Source organism: Mesorhizobium sp. B2-3-15, assembly GCF_006442875.1.
Lineage (GTDB): Bacteria > Pseudomonadota > Alphaproteobacteria > Rhizobiales > Rhizobiaceae > Mesorhizobium > Mesorhizobium australicum.
This window is the reverse complement of sequence record NZ_VFVO01000001.1, coordinates 635,129-656,332: the sequence shown is the minus strand read 5'-3', so window position 1 is coordinate 656,332 and position 21,204 is coordinate 635,129. Positions and strand designations below refer to the sequence as shown.

Genomic DNA, 21,204 nt, shown 5'->3' with positions numbered 1-21,204 from the left:
GCGCACAGGCCTGGCGCCACAAGCCCTTGCGACAAAACAACCGTAACCGGCTCAGGAAAACAGCAATGCCGACAATTTGCGGCGCGCGGCAAGCGTCGCCTCGTCGGTCATGCCCCAGGCCTCGAACAGCTGCAGCAACTGCGTCCTGGCGCCATCCTCGTTCCAGCTCCTGTCGGCCTTGATGATGGCCAGCAGATTGTCGGCAGCCGCCGTGCGATCGCCCATGGCGTTCTGGATCATCGCCAGGTCGAAACGGGCCTGATGGTCCTTGGGGTTTTCCGCTAGCCGCCGCTCGAACTCGGCCGGATTGCCCAGCGCCGCCGCCTGCGCGGCCAGCGCGATCTTGGCGCGCAGGGCAGCCAGCGGCGGTGCGTCCTTCTTGGCCTCCGGCGCCGTTGCCAGGAGCGCCTCGGCACCCTCGGTGTCGCCGGCCTCGAACAGCAGGTCGCCCAGCCCGCCAATCGCCTCGATCGTTTCCGGCGCCTGCGCCAGGATGGCATCGTAGATATCGGCCGCGGTCTGCATGTCGCCGGCGTCGCGCGCCTCCGCCGCCGCGGCCAGGGCCTCGGCCACCGGCGGCGCGCCATTGCCCTTGCCGCCGACCTTGGTGATGAATTCCTTGATCTGGCTCTCGGGAATGGCGCCCATGAAGCCGTCGACCGGCTGGCCGTCCTTGAAGGCGATGACCGCCGGAATCGACTGGATGCCGAGCTGGCCGGCGATCGAGGGATGATCGTCGATGTTCATCTTGACCAGCTTGACCCTGCCGCCGGCGGCCTTGACCGCTTTTTCCAGCTGCGGGGTGAGCTGCTTGCAAGGTCCGCACCACGGCGCCCAGAAGTCGACCAGCACCGGCTGGCGGCGCGATTCCTGGATGACGTCGGCGGCAAAGGCCGCGGTCGTCGTGTCCTTGATGACATCGCCGGTGGTGGGGCCGGTGGTGGGGCCGGCGGTGGGGCCGGCAGCTGGGGGCGCGGACGTCTCGCCGAATCCGGCTTTGGGCTCGGTTCCGCCATACTGCACCGTGGTGGCATACTGGCCGCCCTTGTTTCCGAATGATCCGCCAAACGGATTGTTGTCGCTCATCTCGTCACCCTTTCGGTCGCGCGGCCGGCCCGTGGCCCGGCGCCCTGTCTCAATTGGAAATCGGCTTTGCCACCCATGTGGCGATCATGCCGAGACTTTCAAGATAGCAGCATCATGCCCGGTTGCCTCGACGAATCTGATGAGATCGGCGGCCGCGATCGATGTCGTCGCCTCGTTGGTCAGGGGATGCGCATTGATGACGGAATGGTCCATCAGATCCTTGTCGAGCACCAGTTTGACCCGGTTTTCACTGTCGTTGACGATGCCGAACACCGTGACCGCCCCCGGCGTGACCCCCAGAAGCTCCATCAGCATTTCCGGCTTGCCGAACGAAACCCGGCTGGCGGCGCCGATCAGCTGATGTATCTGCTTGAGATCGACGACCGCATCCTCGCCGACGGTGACCAGGAAGAAATTGTCCTTCTTGTCCTTCAGGAACAGGTTCTTGGTGTGCCCGCCGGCGATTTCGCCGCGCAGCGCCTGCGAATCGGCAACCGTATAGAGCGGGGGGTGGCGTATCGTCGAAACCGCGATGCCGAGTTCGGCAAGAAAGGCCATCAGGTCAGCTTCGGTCTTCGGCATGGGTCTCTTCTTCGTTGGTTTCTCGGCCTTGCCGTTTACGGCCAATGAGGCGGCCGACACAAGACCGCCGCGCCAGCGGCGATGAAATCGGCGCGTCGCGGGCGGTTTGCCGGCATCGCTCGGAAGGTTGCAAAAAGCCTGCTATTTCCCTGTTGCAATCGCCGCGGTCTTCAGCCATATAGGCCCGGCTTGCGGCCAAGACGCCGTGTGAGCGGGTGTAGCTCAGGGGTAGAGCACAACCTTGCCAAGGTTGGGGTCGAGCGTTCGAATCGCTTCACCCGCTCCAGTTTCCTCCAGGGAATCAAGCATCGAAAAGCCGCGGTCCGCCGCGGCTTTTTCGTTTCTGGCGGATTGAACCTCGACCGCCTAAGAGCCGGACGTCACTTATGGGACTGCTGGAAGCCGGCAACGTCGTACTGAGATACGCTCTTCGGGTTCTTGGAGTTCTGCGGCTGGGTGCCTGCGTAATGTGTTCCCGCATTTCCGTCCGGGTTGAAGGCCGAACCCGGCGCGGTGCTGGCATTGCCAGGCGTAACACTTCCTGTCTGAGCGGTGCCGATCGTTTGATCGGGTTGACCTTTCGTCCCCGTTACCGAGTGGACGTTGGCTGCCGAGGCCAGGCCGGCGGAGGTCATCAGCAAGCCCAGCACCACGGGGATAAGGTGATGTTTCATCATTGTTCTCCCAAAATCGGTTTGATTTCAGGGCGCTCGCGGTCTCGGGAGCACCCGGCGAACAAAGACTGAAACGCTTTTCGGGACGCCGTTCATCCCGAGCATCACGAATCTGTGATGCCGGGCGCTGCCGGCGTGGCCTGTCGCACAGGCGCCCTCCGTTGGGTGCACGGGAAATTCCTGCGCCGCTCGACTGGGCTACTGACCCATCCCGAACTTGTATGTGACGCGGGCCATGACGGCATCCACTTTGGCGTCGGTCCGATACGTCTCTGGGTTCGCTCCGATTGTGCCATCAGCGTCAGTGTTTGGTACCCGCGCTGTCGCCAGCGGCATCCGCGCCTGGTTGCTTTCGTCCGGCGGTCAGCCGACCGGACTCGAACTCCTCGACCGCCTTGTCCCAGCAGGCCTTCTCACGATCGGGCATCAAGCCTTCCCGTTCCCAGAGTTCGCGGGCCCGCTTGCTGATATGCGCGACACGTTCTTCCTGGCTGATCACCATGGCCGTCTTCCTTCCCTGAGGAAGCAACCGGACAGCGCCTGAAATGTTCCAATTTGGATGTCGTCGACCTCGGCAGGTCGGGCGATGCCGTCAGGCACTCTTCGCGGTGTCCGCCTTGCGAAGCGACGCCTGGTGCACCAGCGAGGTCCAGCTGTTGGTCGAGGCGAGGTGGCAATAGAGCAGGCCGAGCGCGCCTGATTTTCTGAGGTCGAGGAAGGCCTCGTCGCTCAGTTTGTTGAAGGCCGCTTCGTCGATCACCTGGAAGTCGGTGAGGTTGAGCACTTCGCCGCCTTCCAGCGTCACCTTGCTCTGGCGCGGCGAAAACAGACCATGCGCGTCGATCTTGTCGACCATCTCGCGGGTGGCCCTGAAATCGATCTGAAACTGGTTGCAGAAAGCGAGCGCCTGCATGGTCGCCTCGGTCGGTTCGTTGCCGCCGAAGAACGGCAGCACCTTGTCGTCGCGGAACGGCGCCATCAGTCGGTCGACGACACGGTCGCTCGCCCGGTCGACGCACAGCGTCAGCCGGCCGGCCGAGGTCGGATCCTCGGCCAGGATGAAAGGGTAGCGGCGGACATAGGCCGGGATGTAGTGCGGCGCGTTCCACTTGCCGTCGGCATCGACGAACAGGTTCTCGTCCTGGCGGACGCCGGTGATGATGACGGGCGCCTTGGCGGCGCCGATGAAGACGATCGGATAGGAGCGCATCGCCGCCGGCATCTCCGACGCCACCACCGGGATGGCGTGCGCCGAGCGCGCGAAGGAAAAGTCGCTGCGCGCGGTCAACCCCAGCGAGCCGTGCCGCGCCGGATTGAGCGCCTCCGGCCTGGAGTAGAAAAGCGGCATCGCATCGGCCCCTGCTGTCGCCGCCGTCCCTGTTTTCGCACCTTCAGCCATCGTCGGTCCTTTTTCTCCGGCAAGCCGATCAGGCCGGCCAACCCGCGTCCGGCGCCGGCCCGTATCGAAACAATCCCATGCCGAAACAAAGTACTACAGTGTCACCGGCGCTCATAAAAGGAATGCGTTGCTGTATTTTGGGGTTTGCGGCGAGGAAATGTCTTGCGCGCCAGCGCTCCGTGCCCATGCGCCAATTCCGAGGAAAAGTGGTCGACGGTTTTCCTGGGAATTTTGGTCGGACAAAGAGCTCTGGACAGCCCGCGGCGAAGCGGCGACAGTGCCGCGCAAACGGCTTTGAGGCGACAAAATGGCGGCGGCGGCGGATTTCGAACAGGCGATCGGACAGGCGTTCATCATCGAGACCGGAGCGGGACGGATCTCGCTCGAACTGAGCGCCGTTAACCGCATCGCGGCCAGCCCCCGCCCGGGCGGTGGTTTTTCACTGCTGTTCAGGGGGCCGCGTGAGATCGCGCTGCCGCAGGCGACCTACAGCCTTGCCGGCGCCGGCGGTGTCCACGACATGTTCATCGTACCGGTAGCCGCCGATGCGACTCGCCGGACTTACGAGGCGGTGTTCAACTGATTTTCGGCGGTGCGGCCGGTCAGAGCGACGGCCAGATCACCGGCGGTTCGGAGGCGCGGCTCGACACATGATCGACCATATCGAAATCGCCGACGTATTTGACGAAGCAGCATGCAGCGCGCTGTGCGCGGAAATCCGCGAGGCCGGCGGTCGTCCGGCCGGCCTGCTGGGGCGTACTGACCAGAAACCGGCGTGGCCGGAAGTGCGCAGGACCAGGCGCGCCGAGGTCTCGGAAGCGGCCGCAGCACGGGTGAACGGTGTCTTGGCGCAGCAGAGGCCCGTCCTGGAACGGCATTTCGGGCTCGCGCTCGGCACTTGGGAAAGGCCTCAGTTCCTTCACTATCGCGAAGGCGATTTCTTCGTGCCGCACCAGGATGGCAACACGCCGCTCATCCACGACGAGTCGCGGTTCAGGAAGATCTCGGCAGTGCTCTTCCTGAACCGTCAATCGGACGATCCTTCGCCGGCAAACTATGCCGGCGGCTCGCTGGTTCTGCACGGCCCGTACAGCGGCCCGCACCTGCGGGTTGCCATGCCGGCGCTGCCGGGCTCGCTCATCGCCTTTCGCTCGGAAACCACGCACGAAGTCACTCCGGTCATCCGCAACGAGCGGTTCACCATCGTGTCGTGGTATCGCGGCGCTTGAGGACCGACGCTGAAAGCAGCGCTTATTTTCGGTGCCGATACCGGCAAGTGATCGCGAAATCCAATCACTCTCTTTATGAGCAGGCAAATCGCGTATGACCGCGCCAGCGCCGTAATGCGATTGGTCTGTCCGCCGCACCAGCGGCGGCTTGAAACCCCGGCATGAATCCTCCGCGCGGCATCGCTACAGTCGTTGCCTCGCGTGCAAATAACGATGACCGAAAGGCGCGTCTGGCAGTCACGGATCGGTCGCGCCACTCGCCATCAGGGGTGGGCACTCCATCAGGTCATAGACGCCTCTGTCCTCGGTGACGGTGAAACCCAGCCGCGTATAGAGCCGTCGCGCCGGGTTGTTCTTCTCGACGTGGATCGAGACGGGCTTGCCAGCGGCGGCAGCCTCGTCGAGGAGGTCTCTAAGCAGTGCGCCGCCACACCCCTTGCCGCGATGCGTTGGCAGCAGCGAAATGTCGACGATGCAGTGCTGGCTCGGCGTGCGCTCGATATAGAGACGGCCGATGTCCTGCCTGGCCTGCTCGATCACCAGCCACTCGGCATCGGCATAATATTTCTGGTAATGGGCGTGCTGTGCCCGGAACTGCATGTCCAGGAACGCCCTCTTCTGTACTTCGGTCCAGGATGTTAAGGCCAGTTCCTCGGCACGCGTCGAGGCATAGACCCGCGCCAAAAACGGCAGGTCGGCATCCGTCATCGCCCGAAACGTCAGGCCGGCCCCAGCCGCACGCCTCCACCCCGCCGTCCCACGAGAGTCATCCATCTTGAATCAGGGACGCTGCGGGAAGACGCCCTGCAACGCGATACAGAAATAGCAGGTGAGATAGGGCTGCAGGTTGTTGTGGGGCTGGCCGCCGCCGGCGGGGGTCAGCGCGTTGCCCGACATCGGGCTGACCGTGAATGTCGGATTGTATGCAGAACCACCATTGGACCGGGCAAGCGAGCGGGCCGGGCTGGGAATCGGCTGGTCGGCGATATCCGTCATCGCACGCAGGGTGTGAAGATGCGACGGCATTTCAGATTCCAGCAGGGTCACCGTATCCGAACCGCCGGTTTCTCCCAGATCATGCCAGGAAAGCCCCGGTCCTTGCCCCGGATGCATGGGTGCACTGCCCTGCAGGTTCGGCAAGGCAAAATTCGACTTGCCGTCGCCACCATATGTGGTGCCAAGCAACGAGAACAGGGCCGTGTTCTGCGATATTGGCAGCAACTGTCCATCGCACCATGCCCATCCCTTGGGCGCGAAATTGAACGGAAAGATGCGGATTTCGGCGACGAACGGGTTGGCCATGACGGACCCCTTAAGTCTGAGACGGGAAAATCCCGAACAGCGAGATGATGAAGTTCACGCACAGATAGGGCTGGAAGTTCGCGTGCGGCTGGCTGCCGCCGACCGGCGAAATCGAGCTACCACCCATATTCACCGTCGGCACGTCCTCTGCATAGAGTTGGACCAGGGTGTTCTGCGCGGTGACGTTGCCTCCGGGATTGGCCTGGTTTCCCGGATTGGTGGAGGCCAGGAAGGCATGCGTGTGCGCGGCAATCTGGCTGACGGTAAGCGTGATCTCTTCGGCGCCTCCCGTCTCCGCCAAGACAAAGGAGTTGCCTTGATGGATGGGAAGGCGGCCACGCAGATCGGGCAGCGCGAAGGTTTCCTGACCATCGCCGCCATAGGTGGTCCCGATCAGGTTGAACAGGGTTTCGTACTCCGAGATCGGTATTAGCTGTCCTTCGCAGAACATCCAGCCATTTATTGGAAAATTGCCGGCGAACATGCGAATTTCGCCAACGTAGGGTTGTCCCATGGCTGCGCTCCCTCAATTCTGAGACGGAAAAATGCCCTGCAAGGCGATGCAGAAACTCAACGTCAGGAAAGGCTGCATGTTGAGGTGCGCCTGACTGCCGCCGGCACTGGTAACGGTCTGCGCCGTAAGCGGCGTCAAAGCGGCTGCCGACCCATAGAGCGATGCAGCCGGGGCAAGATAGGCGTTGGTCGGCACGGGCTGCGGGCTGGCGGTTGCCGACGTGCCCTGTGCCAGGTGAACATGCGTTGGCAGTTCGGCAATTGAAAGAGTGTGATTTTGTTCGCCGGCACGCTCGCCAAGTGTATGGCCGCTGCCAACATGAATTGGGGTACGCCCCCGATAATCGGGCAGTGCGAAATTCACACGCCCGTCGCCACCAAAAGTTGTTCCGAGCAAGGAAAACAGGGCTTGATTTTGGTTGATAGGTAAGAGCTGGCCATCGCACAGCGCCCAACCTTTTGGCGCAAATCCGAAAGACATGATCCTGATTTCGGCAAGAAACGGTTCCGCCATAATCTTCCCCTCGCCTTTTCAGTAACCTTACGTCAACTTACCGGAAATTCAACCGCTTTTTTGACTCAAAAAAATAATTCACGAAAACAGCCTGTACTTTCTATTTACGCACCGTTCGCGCACATGGAAAGATTCTATTCGGCGTACGTATTAACTATACATGACGGTATATGATTTTCCTCAGACTCCAAAGCTCCATCTGCTCGCGCAGGCTCCGTTACGGACCAGGCTGCCAGGTTGCCGACCCTGAGCCATGGCTGGTGACGACATGCGAGTCCTCCCCACCCGAGGTGCTGAGGATGTTGTTGTTGCCAACCCAGGTCGAGACGGCCGCATCATCGGTGGGGCTGCCAGCATAACCATTCAGGTACGTCGTCGCGCTGAACCGCATACGCATGCGTACTTCTTGCAAGTAGGCACCGGCTTGACCGGCGCTGGTCGCAAAATCGTTCTGCAGAGCGCCCGCGCCACCCAGCGTCAGATGAACGATCGAATGATCGCCGCCAGCCTCGCCGGAACTGGTCGTGCCATTGTTCAGTTCGAACGCCGCGTTCGGGAAGCCGCCAAACGCGTCCTTGACCGAGTTGCCGGTGACGGTCGCGAAGATGATGCCGTCCCCGCCTGACGTGTTGTCGCCGTTCTGGATATAGATGCCATCGGTCGCCATCTTGGTGATGGTGTTGTTGGTGATTGCGGTTGCGTGGGTCCCACCCCCGGCGGTGATTATGGCGATGCCGTTCGCGCCACCACTGGTCGCATTGCCGATGATGGTGTTGTTGTTGATGAAGCCGCTGTACGAGCCCGCGGCGGTGCTGCTCGCCATGCTGACATTGATGCCCGAGCCCACCATGCCGTTGATATTATTATCATGGATATTGTATGTCAGCGCCGGATGATTGCCCGTGCCGCCGCTGGTGATGAAAATGCCCGCGGCACCCGAGATCTGCGATGCAGCACCCGTGATCGTGTTGTTGGCGATAACCACGTCGCCCTTTGCGGCGCCGACATTCGAGGTGTCGACGCCCATCGTGTATTGCATGTTGACCGAGCGCGAACCGGTGAACGTCGAATTCTGAACTGTCATGTTCAGTGTCGCGGTACCGAGCGCGACCGCGTTGATCTGCTCGTTGCCTAAGCTGGCGCTGTTGGCGCCGAAGGCAACGTTATCGACTGTCAGCCGGTTCAGAACTCCGCTGGAATTCTGCACATGCAGATTGTCTTCCCAGGCGCCACTGATCGAGCTGTTTTGGATGGTGGCGCTGCCAAGCAGTTGCTGCAGCCACACCGAACCCTCGTTGACGACGTCGTTGTTGCCGTTCACGCCGTTAATCGTGGTGTGGTCGATGATCAGGCCGGTGACACCGCTGCCAAGAACGGCGTAGTTCGTAAAGTCGTTGAGCTGCATGCCGTTCAGCTGGACGTCGCTGGTGTTGCGCAGGAAAATGCCGACGCCATCTGTACCGGTGATGACGGCGCTGCCATCCGTGCCTTGCGAGTTGATGTCGCCGCCGGTCTTGCCGGATATGACACCACCGCCCGTCGCGCCAATGTTCGACCCACTGCCGGTCACGTGCAGACCGCCGCTCGAGCCGGTGTTGTCGAGAACAATGCCGGCGCTGGCTCCGCCGCTCGAGCTGATTTTCTGGAATGTGAGATCGTTCACACCGATCGTCGTGTTGACGATGTTGAGCGCCGTGCCGGTCGTGGATGTAATCGTGTTGCCAGAACCCGTCACCGTCACCGTGCCGCCGGTGGTTGCTGCCGGACCCGCGCCGGTGGCGTTGAAGCCGGTGCCGCTGGTGGTGCTGATGACCAGCCCACCATTGCTGAAGTCGATGATCGCGCCGGCATTGTCGGTCAGGCTGACGCCGGCCGCGCTGCCCGACGTGATCGACTTGGAGGTGCCCGAGAAGGTGATGGTGCCGGCGGCGTTGTCGTCCAGCAGGATGCCGGTCTGGCCGGCGACATTGTGTGTGATGGTGCCCGACAGGGTGATGTTGCCGGCGCCGACGGCGCGATCCTGGATGTTGACCGCCTGGCCGGTTCCGCTGGTGATGGTGCCGCCATAGCTGACGGCCACCGTGCCGCCGCTGTTGGCGCCGCCGGCGCCGTCGCCGATGCGGATTGCCGCGAGGTTGCCGCCGAGCAGGGCGCCGGTTCCGAGATTGATGGCTCCCGGGCCGGTGACGGTGTCCAGTATCACGGCGCTGCCGCCGCCGCCGCCCGCGTTCGTGGAGGCGAAGCTCATGCCGCCCACGCCGACGGCGACCGTGTCCACATTGACCGCGGCGCCGCTGCCGGCGGAAATCGTGTTGCCGGAGCCGGTGACGCTGACGGTGCCGCCGCCCGTGGCATTGAAGCCCTGGCCGCTCGACGTGGTGATCGCCAGCCCGCCGCCGGTGAAGTTAATGGTCGCGCCAGAGTTGGCGGTCAGAATGACCGCGGCGTTGGCCCCGGTCGAGAGCGTCTTCGACGCGCCGCCGAAATTGATCGAGCCGCCGGCATTACTGAGGGCGACGATGCCCAAGCCGCCATCGTTGCGAGCGATGGAGCTGGCGGAGTCGAAATTGACCGAGCCGCCGGCCATGCCGCGGATGTTGGCGACATTGCCACCAGGGTTGGTGATGTCGACATTGTTGAGGTTGACGGTCGCGCTCACGTCGTCGTTGGCCGGCGTGCCCTGGTCGCCATCGACGACGAAGGCCGTATTGGTGGCGCCCGCGGCGGTCTGGATCGCGACATTGTTGAAAGTGTAGGTGCCGGTCGCGTTGTTCGCCGCATCGCCAAGGATGGTGATGCCGGCCGTTCCGGTCAGGCTTGCATTGTTGACGGTGACGTTGCCAGCGGCGCCGTCGATCAGGATGCCGGTGCCGGCGGTATCGTTGAGGCCGTTCGCCACGGCGGTGGTGAAGTTCACCGTGCCGCCAGTGGTGTTGGCGACCGCGATCAATTGCTGGCCGGCCATCGCTTGTGCGATCGTGCCGGCATAGGTGATATTGGCCGAGCCGCCGCTGACGTCGAACGCCGTGCCCGAAGCGCCTGTCAAAGAGCCCGTGCCCAGGTTCACCGTGCCGGTGACGTTCGTCAGGCTGACATTGTTGGCGCCGCCGCCTGATGTGGTCGAGGTGAAATTGATGCCGGCGGCGATGCCGTTGAGGTTGATCGCCTGGGCGGCCGTCGTGCTGATCGAGCCGGTGGTGACATTGACCGTGCCGCCATTGGTCGCGGTGAAGGCGGTGTTGGTGCCGCTGCCCGTCGTGATGGTGAGGTTGGCGAAGCTGACGGTCGAGGCCTGGCCGCCATTGTTGATCGCGACGGCGGCGCCGGTGGCGTTGTTGTGGTTGACGGCACCGGTGAAGCTTACTGTGTCTGCTCCAGTCGCGCCCGAAATGAAAATGGCCCTGGCTCCAAAGCTCGACGTGACCGTGCCGGCAAAGCCGAAGCTGCCGCCGGAGCGGTTGGTGATGCTGACAGCGGTGCCGGCGGCGCTGGAGACCGAGCTCGTGTCGTCGAAGCTGAACGCAGCATCGCCGCCGACCACGGACAGGCCGCCGCCGCCCGACGTGACGACTTTGGTGGCGGTGACCGTTCCGGAGGCAGCACCAAACTTGATGGCGGTGCCGGCCACGCCCGTGGAGAAGAGGGAAAGATTGGTCAGCTTCGTCGTGCCGGTGGCGCCGGCGCCGAAGTCGATATCGGTGGCGGTGACGTTCCTGATCGTCATGTTGCTGATCGTGGCGCCCGATGTCGCGCCGCTGATGCCGATCGCGGCATTGGCGCCTGTGCCGTCGCTACCGTTGATGGTAAAGCCGTCGATGATGTTGCCGCCGCTGCCCAGCGTGATGATGCTGCTGCCATCCGAGCTTGTCAGCGTCGCCGCGCCGCCGGACGTCTGATCGGCGATCGAGACGTTATTGCTGGCCAGCTGGATCGTCGACGGCACGGTCAGCGCCAGGTTGATGTTGCCGGCGCCGAAGCCGCGCACCTGCTCGCCGGCCTGCAGCAGCAGCGTGTTGTCGCCTCCCGCCGCTGTGATGACGCCATTGTTGACGAGAACGAGGATGTCGTTTGGCCCGGCCTGGAACTCCGCTGCGGCCAACGTCATCAGATTGCTTTGATCCTTGCCAAGGCCATCGCCGGTCGCGGTGGCGCCGACGAAATAGATCTTGCCGATACCGAAGCCGAGGCCCGGGCTGGCCTGGAAGTTCACGTCCTGGACGTTATAGGTGCCGAGCGTTGGCGCGCTGGAGGCGTCGATGCCGACATTGGCGCTCACGGTCGAACCCTTGTCGGTCGTCGATTCGCCGTCGCCATAGGTGAAGGCAAGGTTCGTCGTGCTGTTCAGGAATATGCCGGTGTTGGTACCGGCGATGCTGGAAAATGCGCCGCCGACCGCGGCGTCACCGAGGCGTACCGTCGATCCGCCGGTCGCGCCGCGCAGGTCGACGCCGATCGAGGAGCCCGCGCCCACGGCGGCATTGGTGACGTCGAAATCATTGGCGGTGATCGCCGCGTCGATGATCGCGCCATTCAGGTCGAAGGCAACGGCCGAGCTGCTGTTCAGGCCGATGCCCAGATCAGTGAAAGACAGGGCCGCGCCAAGCGTGCCGGACACATCGATGCCGCGCGAGGTTATGCCCTGCAGGTCGACCGCGCCAAGCGCGATGGCGCCGCCGGAGACGTTGTTCAGCGCGATGCCGGTAGCGGCGCCATTGGCCGAGACGCTGGAGAAATTCACGCCGCCAGCACCAACGGTCGTACCGCTGAGATCGAGTGCGGTTCCTGACCCGGTCGTGATCGTGTTGCCCGAGCCGGCGACACTGATCGCACCGCCCGTCGCGGCTATGCCGGCACCGGTGGTGGTGTCGATGTTGGCGAGGCCGGTGACGTTGAGCGTGCCGCTGGCCCAGCCGATGCCGCCGCCGGTCGTGTTGTTGACCGTTACCGTGTTGAAGTTGAACGTGCCGGTATTGGTATTGACGGCGCTGATGCCGGCGCTCGTCGTGCCGGTGATGCTGGTGGCGCCGGTGATGGTGAAGGTGCCGGCAACACCGTCGAAGATGATGCCGCTGGCGCCGCCGGTGGCGGTGACGCTGCCGAGCGTCATGTGGACCGTCAGCGGGTCGAGATTGATGGCAGTGCCGTTCGTGGTGTCGACCGAGCCGCCCGAGCTGTTCAACGTGAAGGTCGTGCCACCCTTTTCGTTGACCAGCAGGCCCGTGCCGCCATTGTTGGCAATGCTGAAGGTGCCAAGATCGAGCGTGCCGCTGGTGTTGAGCAGGTTGAGGCCGTCGCCCTGCACGCGCGCACCGGTTGTGCCGACGGTGAGGGTGCCCGCGCTGACGGTGCCGCCGCCGCCCGTCGAGTCGAAAGTGGCACCGTTAAAAGCAATGCCGCCGCCGGTGCCGCCGATGACCGTATTGTTGGCAAACGACCGGATCGCGATCGTATTCTGAGTGGCGCTGACGCTCTGGCCGAGGAAATTGGCGGCAAGCGCGGTCCCTGTCGACTGCAGCGTATTGCCGTCGATCGAAAGCAGAAGCCTGTCGGCAGCCGGCGCGCCGCTGGTGGTGAAGTCGAGCGCCCTGCCCCCGGCGGCGATGTCGTTGTTCCTGAGGAAGACGCTGGAGGCGCTCGCCACGCTGCCCGAGACGCCGGTGCCGCTGCCGGTGTTGCGGATGATCAGGTTCTCGATGCCGCCGGTGAGGACGCCGGTGCCGGTCGTCGCGAAATTGACCACCGAGGTGGCGGTGTTGCTCTGCAGGATCGGCCGCAGCGTATCGATGCCGCCCGGCGCCGAGATGATCGGCGAATTCTGCACCGTGGTGAAATGGAATGCCGCCGAGGCGCCGCTGCTGGTGTCGACACCGAGCTGCGAGACATCGACGGCCGCATCGCCGCTCTTGAAGGCTAGCAGCACCTGTCCGTCGTCGAGTTGGAACGAGGTGCCGCTCAGGTCGATCGTCTCCTGGCTGCCGGTGCCGTTCTTGTCGATCAGCACGATGACATTGGCCGTGGAATTCTGGGCGTTCGCATAGGTGCCTGGATTGAGCAGGCTGCCGTCGCCGAGAGCGCTGGCGTCGGCGGTGACATAGTAGACGCTGATCGCCGACAGGTTTGACGTGTCGCCGGAGAAATTGACGTCGTTGAAATTGTAGTCGCCCGCTGTCGGCAAAGTGTCGGTGGCGTGAATGACCTGGCCGCCGGTGGTGGCGATCGAAGATTCGGCCGGACCTGCCCCGTCGCCGAAGACCAGCTTGGCGTTGGTGGCGCTGGAGAACTGGACGCCATAGCCGACATTCTCGATCTTCGAGGTCTGGCCGGCTGGGTTGTTGTTGGTCGTGTCGCCGAGCTGGATCGTGCCGGTGCCGGTCGTGCCGGCCATGTCGATGCCGATCGTACCGGCGGCGCTGCCTCCGTCGACGTCGAAATCGCCGGCCGTGATGTTGCTGGCGCCAAGCGCGGCGCCGTTGAGGTCGAGACCGATCGCGTTCGCCGCGCCGAGCCCGACGTTGAGACTGGTGAAATTCAGCGTCGAGCCGAGCGTGCCGGAGATATCGACGCCATGCGAGGTGATGCCCAGCAAATTCGCGGCGCCAAGGCTGACGGTGCCGCCGGAAACATTGTTCAGCGCAATGCCGGTCGCCGCCCCGTTGGCAGAGACGCTGTCGAAGGTGACACCATCCGGGCCGACCGTCGCGCCGTCCAGGTTGAGCGCGGTGCCCGTCGTCGTGGTGATGGTGTTGCCGGTGCCGCCGACGCTGACCGTGCCCGGGCCGGTGGTGCTGGCGGTGAAACCGGCGCCGCTCGAGGTAGTGATCTTGAGATTGCCGCCGGTGAAGGCGAGCGTGCCCGTGCCTTCGCCCGGGCCGATGCTGGGGGCCTTGACGATGGCGCCGTTGGCGCCGCTGCTGGTGTTGAAGATCTTGGACGTGCCGGAGAAGGTGGCCGTTCCCTCGGACGATCCGTCAAACAGCACGCCAATGCCCTTGCCGGCATGATTGATCGTGCTTGAAATGTTGTAGGCGCCGTTGGCGTTGCCGGTGAAGGTGAAGGCCGCCGTCCCCGCCGCCGCCGCGTCCGTGGTCGAAACGACCGAACCGCTCATGTTCAACTCGGTCCAGTCGCCGCCGGCGGCTTGCAGCACCGTGCCCGTATCGACCTTGATCGAACCGTTGTAGTTCAGCGTCGCATTAACAAGGTCGTTGCCGCCGGAGAGAGCTATGGCCGACCCGGTGGTGCTTGTCGTCGCGCCGATGCTGGCGACGCCGCCGTTGCCGCCGACATTGACGGTCCCGGTCTGGAGGACGGCAAACGCAATGCCGACCTCGCTGCCGTCGATGGTCAGGGTGGATCCGGCGACATTGGCGATGTTTATGGTGCCGACCTGGCCGCTGATCTCGAACCCTTCATGGCTGGTGTCGAGATCGTTCGTGCCGGTGAAATTGACCACGCCGGGGCCGGACAGGCCGGACAGCGAGGCGCCGATATAGCCGGTATCCTTCAGCCCGCCGATGTTGACATTGCCCGCCAGGTTCATGCCTGACAGGAACACGCCGGCGCCGCCGCCCAAGGCGCTCGTGGATACCGCCGAGATGCTGTCGAAGGTGACACCGCCGACGCCGGCATCGGCGCCGACCGCCAGGAGACCGTTGCCGCCGGAATTGATCTTGTTGCCGCTGCCGGTGACGGTGAAGGTCGAGGAGCCGAAGTCCCCGATGGCTATGAAGCCCGCGCCTGTTGTCGTCGTTATGTCGAGGCCGCCATTGGTGAAGTTGATGGCGGAGTTCGTGTTGGGGGTCGGCGTGCCCGAAGGCCAACCGCCGGGGAGGCCGAGATTGACACCATCGGCGGCGCCCGAGCTGATCTGCTTGGTCGTACCCGAGAAGGTGATGGTGATGGAATCGTTGCCGGCAACGAAAATGTTGCCGCCGGCCGCCGCATTGCTGTCGGTCAAATTGCCCGACAGCGCCACCGAGCCACCGGTCATGCTCTGGATCGAGACGGCGGCGCCGCTGCCGTTGGTGGCGATCGTGCCGCCATAGGAGATATCAGCAGTGCCGCCGCTGGCGGCGGTCGCCGAGCCGACATTGAACGACGTGCCCGCACCGGTGTTGGTCAGCGTGCCGGTGCCGAAAGCGGCCGTGCCGGCCAGGTTCTGCAGGTCGATGCCGTTGCCGGCGCTGAACGTCGCGCTGGTGGACGTGAAATGAATGTCGGCCGTGATGCTGTCGAGCGACGCCGCTTGCGCGCCCGTGGCATTGATCGTTCCCGCGTCGACCGTGATCGTGCCGCCGCCGGTGGCGGTGAAGGCCGTCGTTCCATTGGTGGAAACGTCCAGATCGGCGAAGGTGATTCCCGCGCCGCTGTTGTTGGCCAGCGATACGCCATTGCCGCCGATGGTCGCCTTGTCGGTGAAATCGACAAGGCCGCCGGTGCGGTTGACGATCGAGACGCCGCCGCCGGTCAGCGTGCCGGCCGGCCCGCCATTGGGCAGGTTGCCGCGCGTGAGCGTGATGTTGCCGTCGCCGCCATCGGCGTCGAGCAGCGTCCCGGCGACGTTGATGTTGTTGTCGATGATCGAGACGTTGCTGGTGAGGCCGTCGACCTTGAACGCCGTCTGGCCAACGGCGACATTGCTGACCGTGACGCCCTGGATCGTGATGCCGCCGGTGTTGTCGAAGCCGGCCGCACTCTGGTCGATCAGGAAGACCGAGCCGCTGGCGCCAGTGAAGTCGAAGGCGGTGTTGCGCACCTGATTGCTGCCGAGCAGATGCATGGCGTCCGCGGTGCCGGTGACGACGCCCTCGTCGCCGGTAACGTTGCCGCCGGTGGCGCCGAGATTGCCCTGCACGTTCACCTGCTGGAAGGTGCCGGACACGGCGATGACGTTGCTGTTGCCGAAGCCGGTGATCGACTGGCCGGAATCGAGCGTGAACGGCGTTGCGCTGAGATCGACGGTGCCGACGAAGGCGAAGGTCTGCGTGCCGGTCATGAGATCGGCGTCGGCAAGCGAAATCGTGGTCACCGACTGGCTGAGGCCGTACGTGCCGACGGCGATAACGCCGCCCGACTGCGAGACCATCGTCACCGCGCCGACCGCCGAGGGCAGATTGGCGCTGCCGGTGAAGAACACGTCGTCGAAATCATAATTGCCGAGCGTCGGGTCGAGCCCGACCGTGTTGACGGTGTAGCCGCCGGGCGCGGCGCTGATCGAGGATTGCAGCCCGTCGGATGAAGTGCCGTCGCCGAAGGTGAAATTGGCGTTGGCCGAAGTCAGCGTGCTGAGGCCGGACGACAAATCGACGCCGATATGGACGTCGCTGATGCTTGAGCCGCGCAGGAAGGTGATGGTCTTGTTGCCTGTCGTCGACGACAGGTCGATGCCGCGCGAGGTGGCCTCGCCGGTGCCGGTGATGGTGGTCACGCCGAAATCGGCCGTCGTCGACGAGCCGCTGAAGTCGATTGCCGTCTGGTTGGCGCCGGCGCCCATCGTCACACTGGTGGTGCCGAAGCTGACATCGGCGTTGGTGCCGCCGAAGTTGATGCCGGCGGTGTTGGCCGCCGAGCCCAGCGTCACATTGGTGGTGCCGAAAGTCACCGAACCGGAATTGCCTGAAATGTCGATGCCATTGCCGGTTGCACCCGACACGGTGACCGCGCCGAAGGTGGCGCTGCCGGCGACATTGGAGACCGACAGGCCGTTGCCGACCGCGTTGGTGATCGAAATTGGGGACGTGGCGTTGAAGGTCGCGGCCGCGCCCAAGCCTGCGATGATCGCGCCACCGCCGCCGCTGGCGGTCAGCGCCGAGTCGGTGAAGCTGATCGTGCCACCCGTCGGCGCGGTGGTCGAGCCGATGGCGAACAGGTTGCCCGCGCCGGTTGAGGTGACCGGACCGGTGAAGGCGACCGAGCCGCCGGTGATGCCGTCGACCCTGACGGCCGTGCCGGGCGCTGTCGCCGAGCTGTTGATGGTCGCGCCGATCGTGATCGCCGCGCTGCTGCCGGAGACGACGACGCCATCGCCCGTGCCGGAATTGGTGATGGTGCCGCCAATGTCGATCGTGCCGGTGTTGTTGGTCAGGCTGACATCGGCGCCGGCGATATTCGTCGTTACGAGGTTGCTGACGCCGACGGTCGCGGCGCTGTTCTGAACCAGGAAGCCGGAGCCTCCACCCACCACGGTGTCGACCTTGGTCGTGCCCTGGAAGGTGTATCTGCCGCTGGCGACATTGTCGAGACTGATGGCGACGCCGCTGATGCGATACAGGTCGACGCCACCGAAGTTGACGTTGCCGCCGCTGGTGTTGGAAATGGCGATGCCGGTCGAAACGCCGCCGCCCGAGCCATCCACGGTGACGCTGGAGAAGTTCACTCCGGCCAGGCCGATCGTCATGCCGGCGATCTGGATGCCCTTCTCGTCCGGCCCCAGGCCGGTCGCCACGGTATTGCTTGCCCCGTACACCGTCAGATTGCCGCCATTGACGGCGCTGAAGGCAAAGCCGCCATCGGTTGTCAGATCGAGACCGCCGACGAAAGCAATCGCGCCGCCGGCATTGCCGGTCAGGTCGATGGCGTTGGCCGCGCCGGTGCTGGCGGTGATCTTGCCGCCGAACCTGGCGAAGCCGCCGTTCATGGCGTTGATCTTGACCGCACTGGCAGCAGCGGTCTGGTTGATCGTGCCGTTGTAGGTCAGGTTCGGTGTCGAGGAATCGATGTTGAACGCCACGCCGGTCGTGCCGGTGATGGAGCTCGCGGCATCAAAAGTCAGCGTGCCGGTGGTGCCGCCGGTGATGCTGACGCCCGAGCCGGCGCTGGTGATATCGAAATTGGTGAGCGTGCCGGTGCCGCCGAAATTGTCGAGCGACAGGCCCGTGGCAACGCCGCCGACCGACACACCCTGGACCGTCAGACCGGCAATGCCCGTCCCACCAATAGCCGCGCCGCTGCCGCCCGAAATGTTGAAATCCAGCAGCGAGTTGCCGTTGCCCAGCGTGACGACGTCGCCGGCGCCCGAATTGGTCAGCGTCGCCGCCCCGGTGCCGGGATCCGAAACGACCTGGTCGTGCTGGATGTTGGTCCCGGTGACGTTGATCGGCACGCCGCCGAGCGAGAAGGAGCGGCCATTGCCGAAGGACGCCAGCGTCTGGTCGTCGCTGAGCGAGAAGCCGCCCGACGCATTGATCGGCGTGTTGCCGACGTCGTTGACCAGCACGAAGATCGCGTTGGCGTCGGTAATGCCGTCGGCGGTGCCGATCGACGCCAGGTCCGCAAGCGAGGAGCCGTCGCCGGCACCCGAGGCTGCCGCGCCGACGAAGATCACGTTCTGGACGTCGAACAGCTGCGGGCCGCTGAACGTCGTCGAGCCGAAGGCATAGAGGCCGAGCGTCTGGTTCAGCCCACGCGCGTCGAGCGAGGCGGTGACGCCCGCGATCGAGCCGCCGCCGAAGCTGAATTGGGCATTGGCCGAGTGGGCCAGCGAGCCGGCGATGCCCAGGCGCACGCCGGTGTCGACGCCCGAAATGGTGCCGCCATTGGTGATGATGATCGAAGCGCCGCCGGTCGTGTCGGCGAGATCGATGCCGATCGAGCCGGCGCCCGATCCGCTGATGTTGGCCGAGAGCGCCGTGAAGGTCGTCTGGCTGCCGGAGAAGTCGAGGCCGGCATGGCCGAGACCGAGCCCGGAGATGACGATGTTGCCGGCCACAACCGCCGCGTTGACGCCGCTGAACGACATGCCGTCGCCGCCCGGCGCCGTGATGTTGATGTCGCCGAAGCGGATCGTTGCCGGCGAATCGGAAATGGCGATCGCCGGTCCCGTCGTGTTGGAGATCGTGGTGGCGCCGTTGACCGTGAAGCTGCCCGAGACATGGTCAAGCACCACGCCCGATGTGCCGCCGGTCTGCGAGATTGAATCCAGCACCACATGCGCGGTGATCGGGTCGATGAAGATGCCGACGCCGTCGTCGCCCAGGGCCTTGTTGCCCGTCACCTGGCCGCCGGTGGTGGTGAAGCTGCCGCCGACGGCGGTGCCCTTCACCGTTATGCCGGCATCCTGGTTATCCTGCGCGTTGAGGATGGCGAAGCTGTAGGTGCCCTTGCCCGTAATATCGAGGCCGTCGTCCTGGTTGCCCGACAGCAGCGTCGTGCCGGTGAAATTGTAGGTGCCGTCGCCTTCGATATGCAGGCCGTCGAGGCCGTTGCCGGTGGCGGTGAAATTGGACGCGCTGACATTGGTCGAATTGCCGGTGAAGTCGGCGCCATTGCCGCCGGTGCCCGTTACCGTGACGTTGGTCAGCGTCGTGCTGGTGGCGTTGTTGCCGAAAATGCCGTCGCCGCCGCCGGTGATGGTGATGCCGTTCAGCGTGTTGCCGTTGCCCAGCGTGATGACGGGGTTGGCGACGTTGGTGCCCTGGATCGTGCCGTCGCTGCCGCCCAGGTTGAAGGTGGCCGTGCCGCCGCCGAAAAGCTTCGCGGTGACGCTTTCGCCGCCGCCGATGACCGTCTGGCCCGTGGCCAGCGTCACGCCGCCAGTCGTCAGATTGCCATTGCCGCCGAGCGCCACGACGAAGCCGCCGTTGCCGGCCTTGGTGACGGCATCGTCCAATGTCGTCGGGTCGGCCTGCGTGCCGGCGCCGGCCAGGCCGCCATCGGCGAAATAGAACTTTCCGAACGCGGCATTGGTGGCGGCGTTGATGGCGACGCGGGTCGTCGTGCCGCCGGTCTTGTCCTGGCTCTGGATGCGGACGCCGATATCGCCGCGCACCCGCTCGTTGACGCGCTTGCGCAAGCCTTCGCTGACCGGATAGACCGGATCCGCCCCGATGGCCGCGGTGCTGTCCGAGCCGCCGCCGGGATTGAACGGGATGTTCAGCCGCACGCTGCCGGCGAACTGGGTGTCGTCGCGATTGTCGTTGCGCACCTCGCCAGTGAAGGTCAGCGACGTTCCGGTGCCAAAGACATCGCCGATCTCATATTCGATGCCAGCCTTGGCGCCGGTGACGCTGCCGTCATCACCGTGCGGATCCTCGAAATGGTAGCCGCCAATGTCCAGCCGCAGCGAATGCCTGTCGGGCAGGTCGAACGGCACCTTCGCCCCAACCTCGCCCTCGATGCCCCAGGCCGCGTAGTCGCGATGGTCGAGCACCGAGATCTGCTCGATCAGCTGGTTGGAGACCATCGACAGGGTCGAGCTGGTCGAGTGGTCGGTCGAGTCGCCCTTGATCGGCACGAAGACGTTCACATGCGCGTCGAAATTCGGCGTGATCGCCTCGACGCCCAGCGTGCCCCCGGTGAACTGCGTGCCGCCGTAGCTCTCGGCATTGAAATAGGCATAGCCGCCGAGCATCAGGTCCGGGTTGACGATGCGGCGGATGCCGAGGCCGATATCCTGGCCGAAGGCGTCCTTGAAATCGTGCTTGGCCCGCACATCCAGGAACAGCACCGATTCGGCGCTCTGCTTGATCGGGATGAAGCCTTCGAGCGCGGCGTTGCCGCCATTGTTGTCGGCGCCGATGATGGCCCGGACCTGCGGCTGCCAGAGCCCGGCATCGTCGCCATAGGCGGCCACGCCCGAGAGCGCTAGCGCCAGCGACGTAAGCGCCGTCGTCTTCCAGAGCTGCCTTGCAATGCTCGAACGGCGATAACCGGCGCGCATGTGGAACCCCTCCCCACGCGCCGCCATCTCACCAACTTGCCGAGACTTCTCGGTAGTTCCCATCCCTGGCGAGTCCTTCTGGGACTACACGTCCCGCGTGCTGATGTTTAATGGAAATCTAGTGTATAGCGAGTCCCCAGTGATCAAACTGCTGCTGTGGCCTACCAAACTGCTTCTCTGTGGTAATATGGACACAGTAGATTTGCCGGCTTGCTTCGGTGGATTCCTGGCTTTCAGGCTGGATTGGA

At 64.3% G+C, this 21,204-nt stretch carries 12 protein-coding genes and 1 tRNA gene; 3 read left to right on the top strand and 10 right to left on the bottom strand.

Annotated features, from left to right (window positions below; all coding sequences use genetic code 11):
- Window positions 1-51: 51 nt before the first annotated feature.
- Both trxA and FJ954_RS03225 read right to left on the bottom strand, forming a co-directional pair.
- A complete protein-coding gene (gene trxA, locus FJ954_RS03230; RefSeq protein ID WP_140660400.1) occupies window positions 52-1,086 on the bottom strand; it encodes a thioredoxin in 1,035 nt (344 codons plus the stop codon).
- Window positions 1,087-1,170: 84 nt separating this feature from the next.
- On the bottom strand, window positions 1,171-1,668 hold the full coding sequence (locus FJ954_RS03225) for a prolyl-tRNA synthetase associated domain-containing protein (RefSeq protein WP_140660399.1): 498 nt from the start codon (window positions 1,666-1,668) through the stop codon (window positions 1,171-1,173).
- 211 nt (window positions 1,669-1,879) lie between these two features.
- Between FJ954_RS03225 and FJ954_RS03220 the strand changes: the two genes are divergently transcribed.
- Window positions 1,880-1,954: transfer RNA gene (locus tag FJ954_RS03220), tRNA-Gly, on the top strand.
- Window positions 1,955-2,048: 94 nt separating this feature from the next.
- Here FJ954_RS03220 and FJ954_RS03215 read toward each other — a convergent pair.
- From FJ954_RS03215 to FJ954_RS03200, 3 genes are all read right to left on the bottom strand, one after another.
- A complete protein-coding gene (locus tag FJ954_RS03215; RefSeq protein ID WP_140822921.1) occupies window positions 2,049-2,342 on the bottom strand; it encodes an adenylate cyclase in 294 nt (97 codons plus the stop codon).
- Window positions 2,343-2,643: 301 nt separating this feature from the next.
- On the bottom strand, window positions 2,644-2,844 hold the full coding sequence (locus tag FJ954_RS03205) for a DUF2934 domain-containing protein (protein ID WP_140618224.1): 201 nt from the start codon (window positions 2,842-2,844) through the stop codon (window positions 2,644-2,646).
- A 90-nt stretch (window positions 2,845-2,934) separates the two neighbouring features.
- Entirely contained in the window at window positions 2,935-3,741 is an 807-nt protein-coding gene (locus FJ954_RS03200; protein WP_140660397.1) for a SapC family protein, read from the bottom strand.
- A gap of 307 nt (window positions 3,742-4,048) precedes the next feature.
- Here FJ954_RS03200 and FJ954_RS03195 point away from each other — a divergent pair, with 307 nt between their 5' ends.
- Both FJ954_RS03195 and FJ954_RS03190 read left to right on the top strand, forming a co-directional pair.
- On the top strand, window positions 4,049-4,324 hold the full coding sequence (locus FJ954_RS03195) for a hypothetical protein (protein WP_140660396.1): 276 nt from the start codon (window positions 4,049-4,051) through the stop codon (window positions 4,322-4,324).
- A gap of 67 nt (window positions 4,325-4,391) precedes the next feature.
- Window positions 4,392-4,970, top strand: coding sequence for a 2OG-Fe(II) oxygenase (locus tag FJ954_RS03190; protein ID WP_140660395.1), 579 nt, complete (start codon window positions 4,392-4,394; stop codon window positions 4,968-4,970).
- Between the two features lie 237 nt (window positions 4,971-5,207).
- On the opposite strand, the gene FJ954_RS03185 is transcribed toward FJ954_RS03190, so the two are convergent.
- The 5 genes from FJ954_RS03185 to FJ954_RS03165 form a co-directional block, all read right to left on the bottom strand.
- Window positions 5,208-5,744, bottom strand: coding sequence for a GNAT family N-acetyltransferase (locus FJ954_RS03185; protein ID WP_263495644.1), 537 nt, complete (start codon window positions 5,742-5,744; stop codon window positions 5,208-5,210).
- Between the two features lie 6 nt (window positions 5,745-5,750).
- The gene (locus tag FJ954_RS03180) at window positions 5,751-6,272 is read right to left on the bottom strand and encodes a tail fiber protein (RefSeq protein ID WP_140660393.1); all 522 of its coding nucleotides are present in this window, start codon (window positions 6,270-6,272) and stop codon (window positions 5,751-5,753) included.
- Between the two features lie 10 nt (window positions 6,273-6,282).
- Window positions 6,283-6,786, bottom strand: coding sequence for a tail fiber protein (locus FJ954_RS03175; RefSeq protein WP_140660392.1), 504 nt, complete (start codon window positions 6,784-6,786; stop codon window positions 6,283-6,285).
- 12 nt (window positions 6,787-6,798) lie between these two features.
- Window positions 6,799-7,299: a tail fiber protein gene (locus FJ954_RS03170; protein WP_140660391.1), complete on the bottom strand. Its 501-nt coding sequence runs from the start codon at window positions 7,297-7,299 to the stop codon at window positions 6,799-6,801.
- A gap of 217 nt (window positions 7,300-7,516) precedes the next feature.
- Window positions 7,517-20,956 (bottom strand): hypothetical protein, encoded by a 13,440-nt coding sequence (locus FJ954_RS03165; RefSeq protein WP_246681008.1) that lies wholly within the window; start codon window positions 20,954-20,956, stop codon window positions 7,517-7,519.
- Window positions 20,957-21,204: the final 248 nt, after the last annotated feature.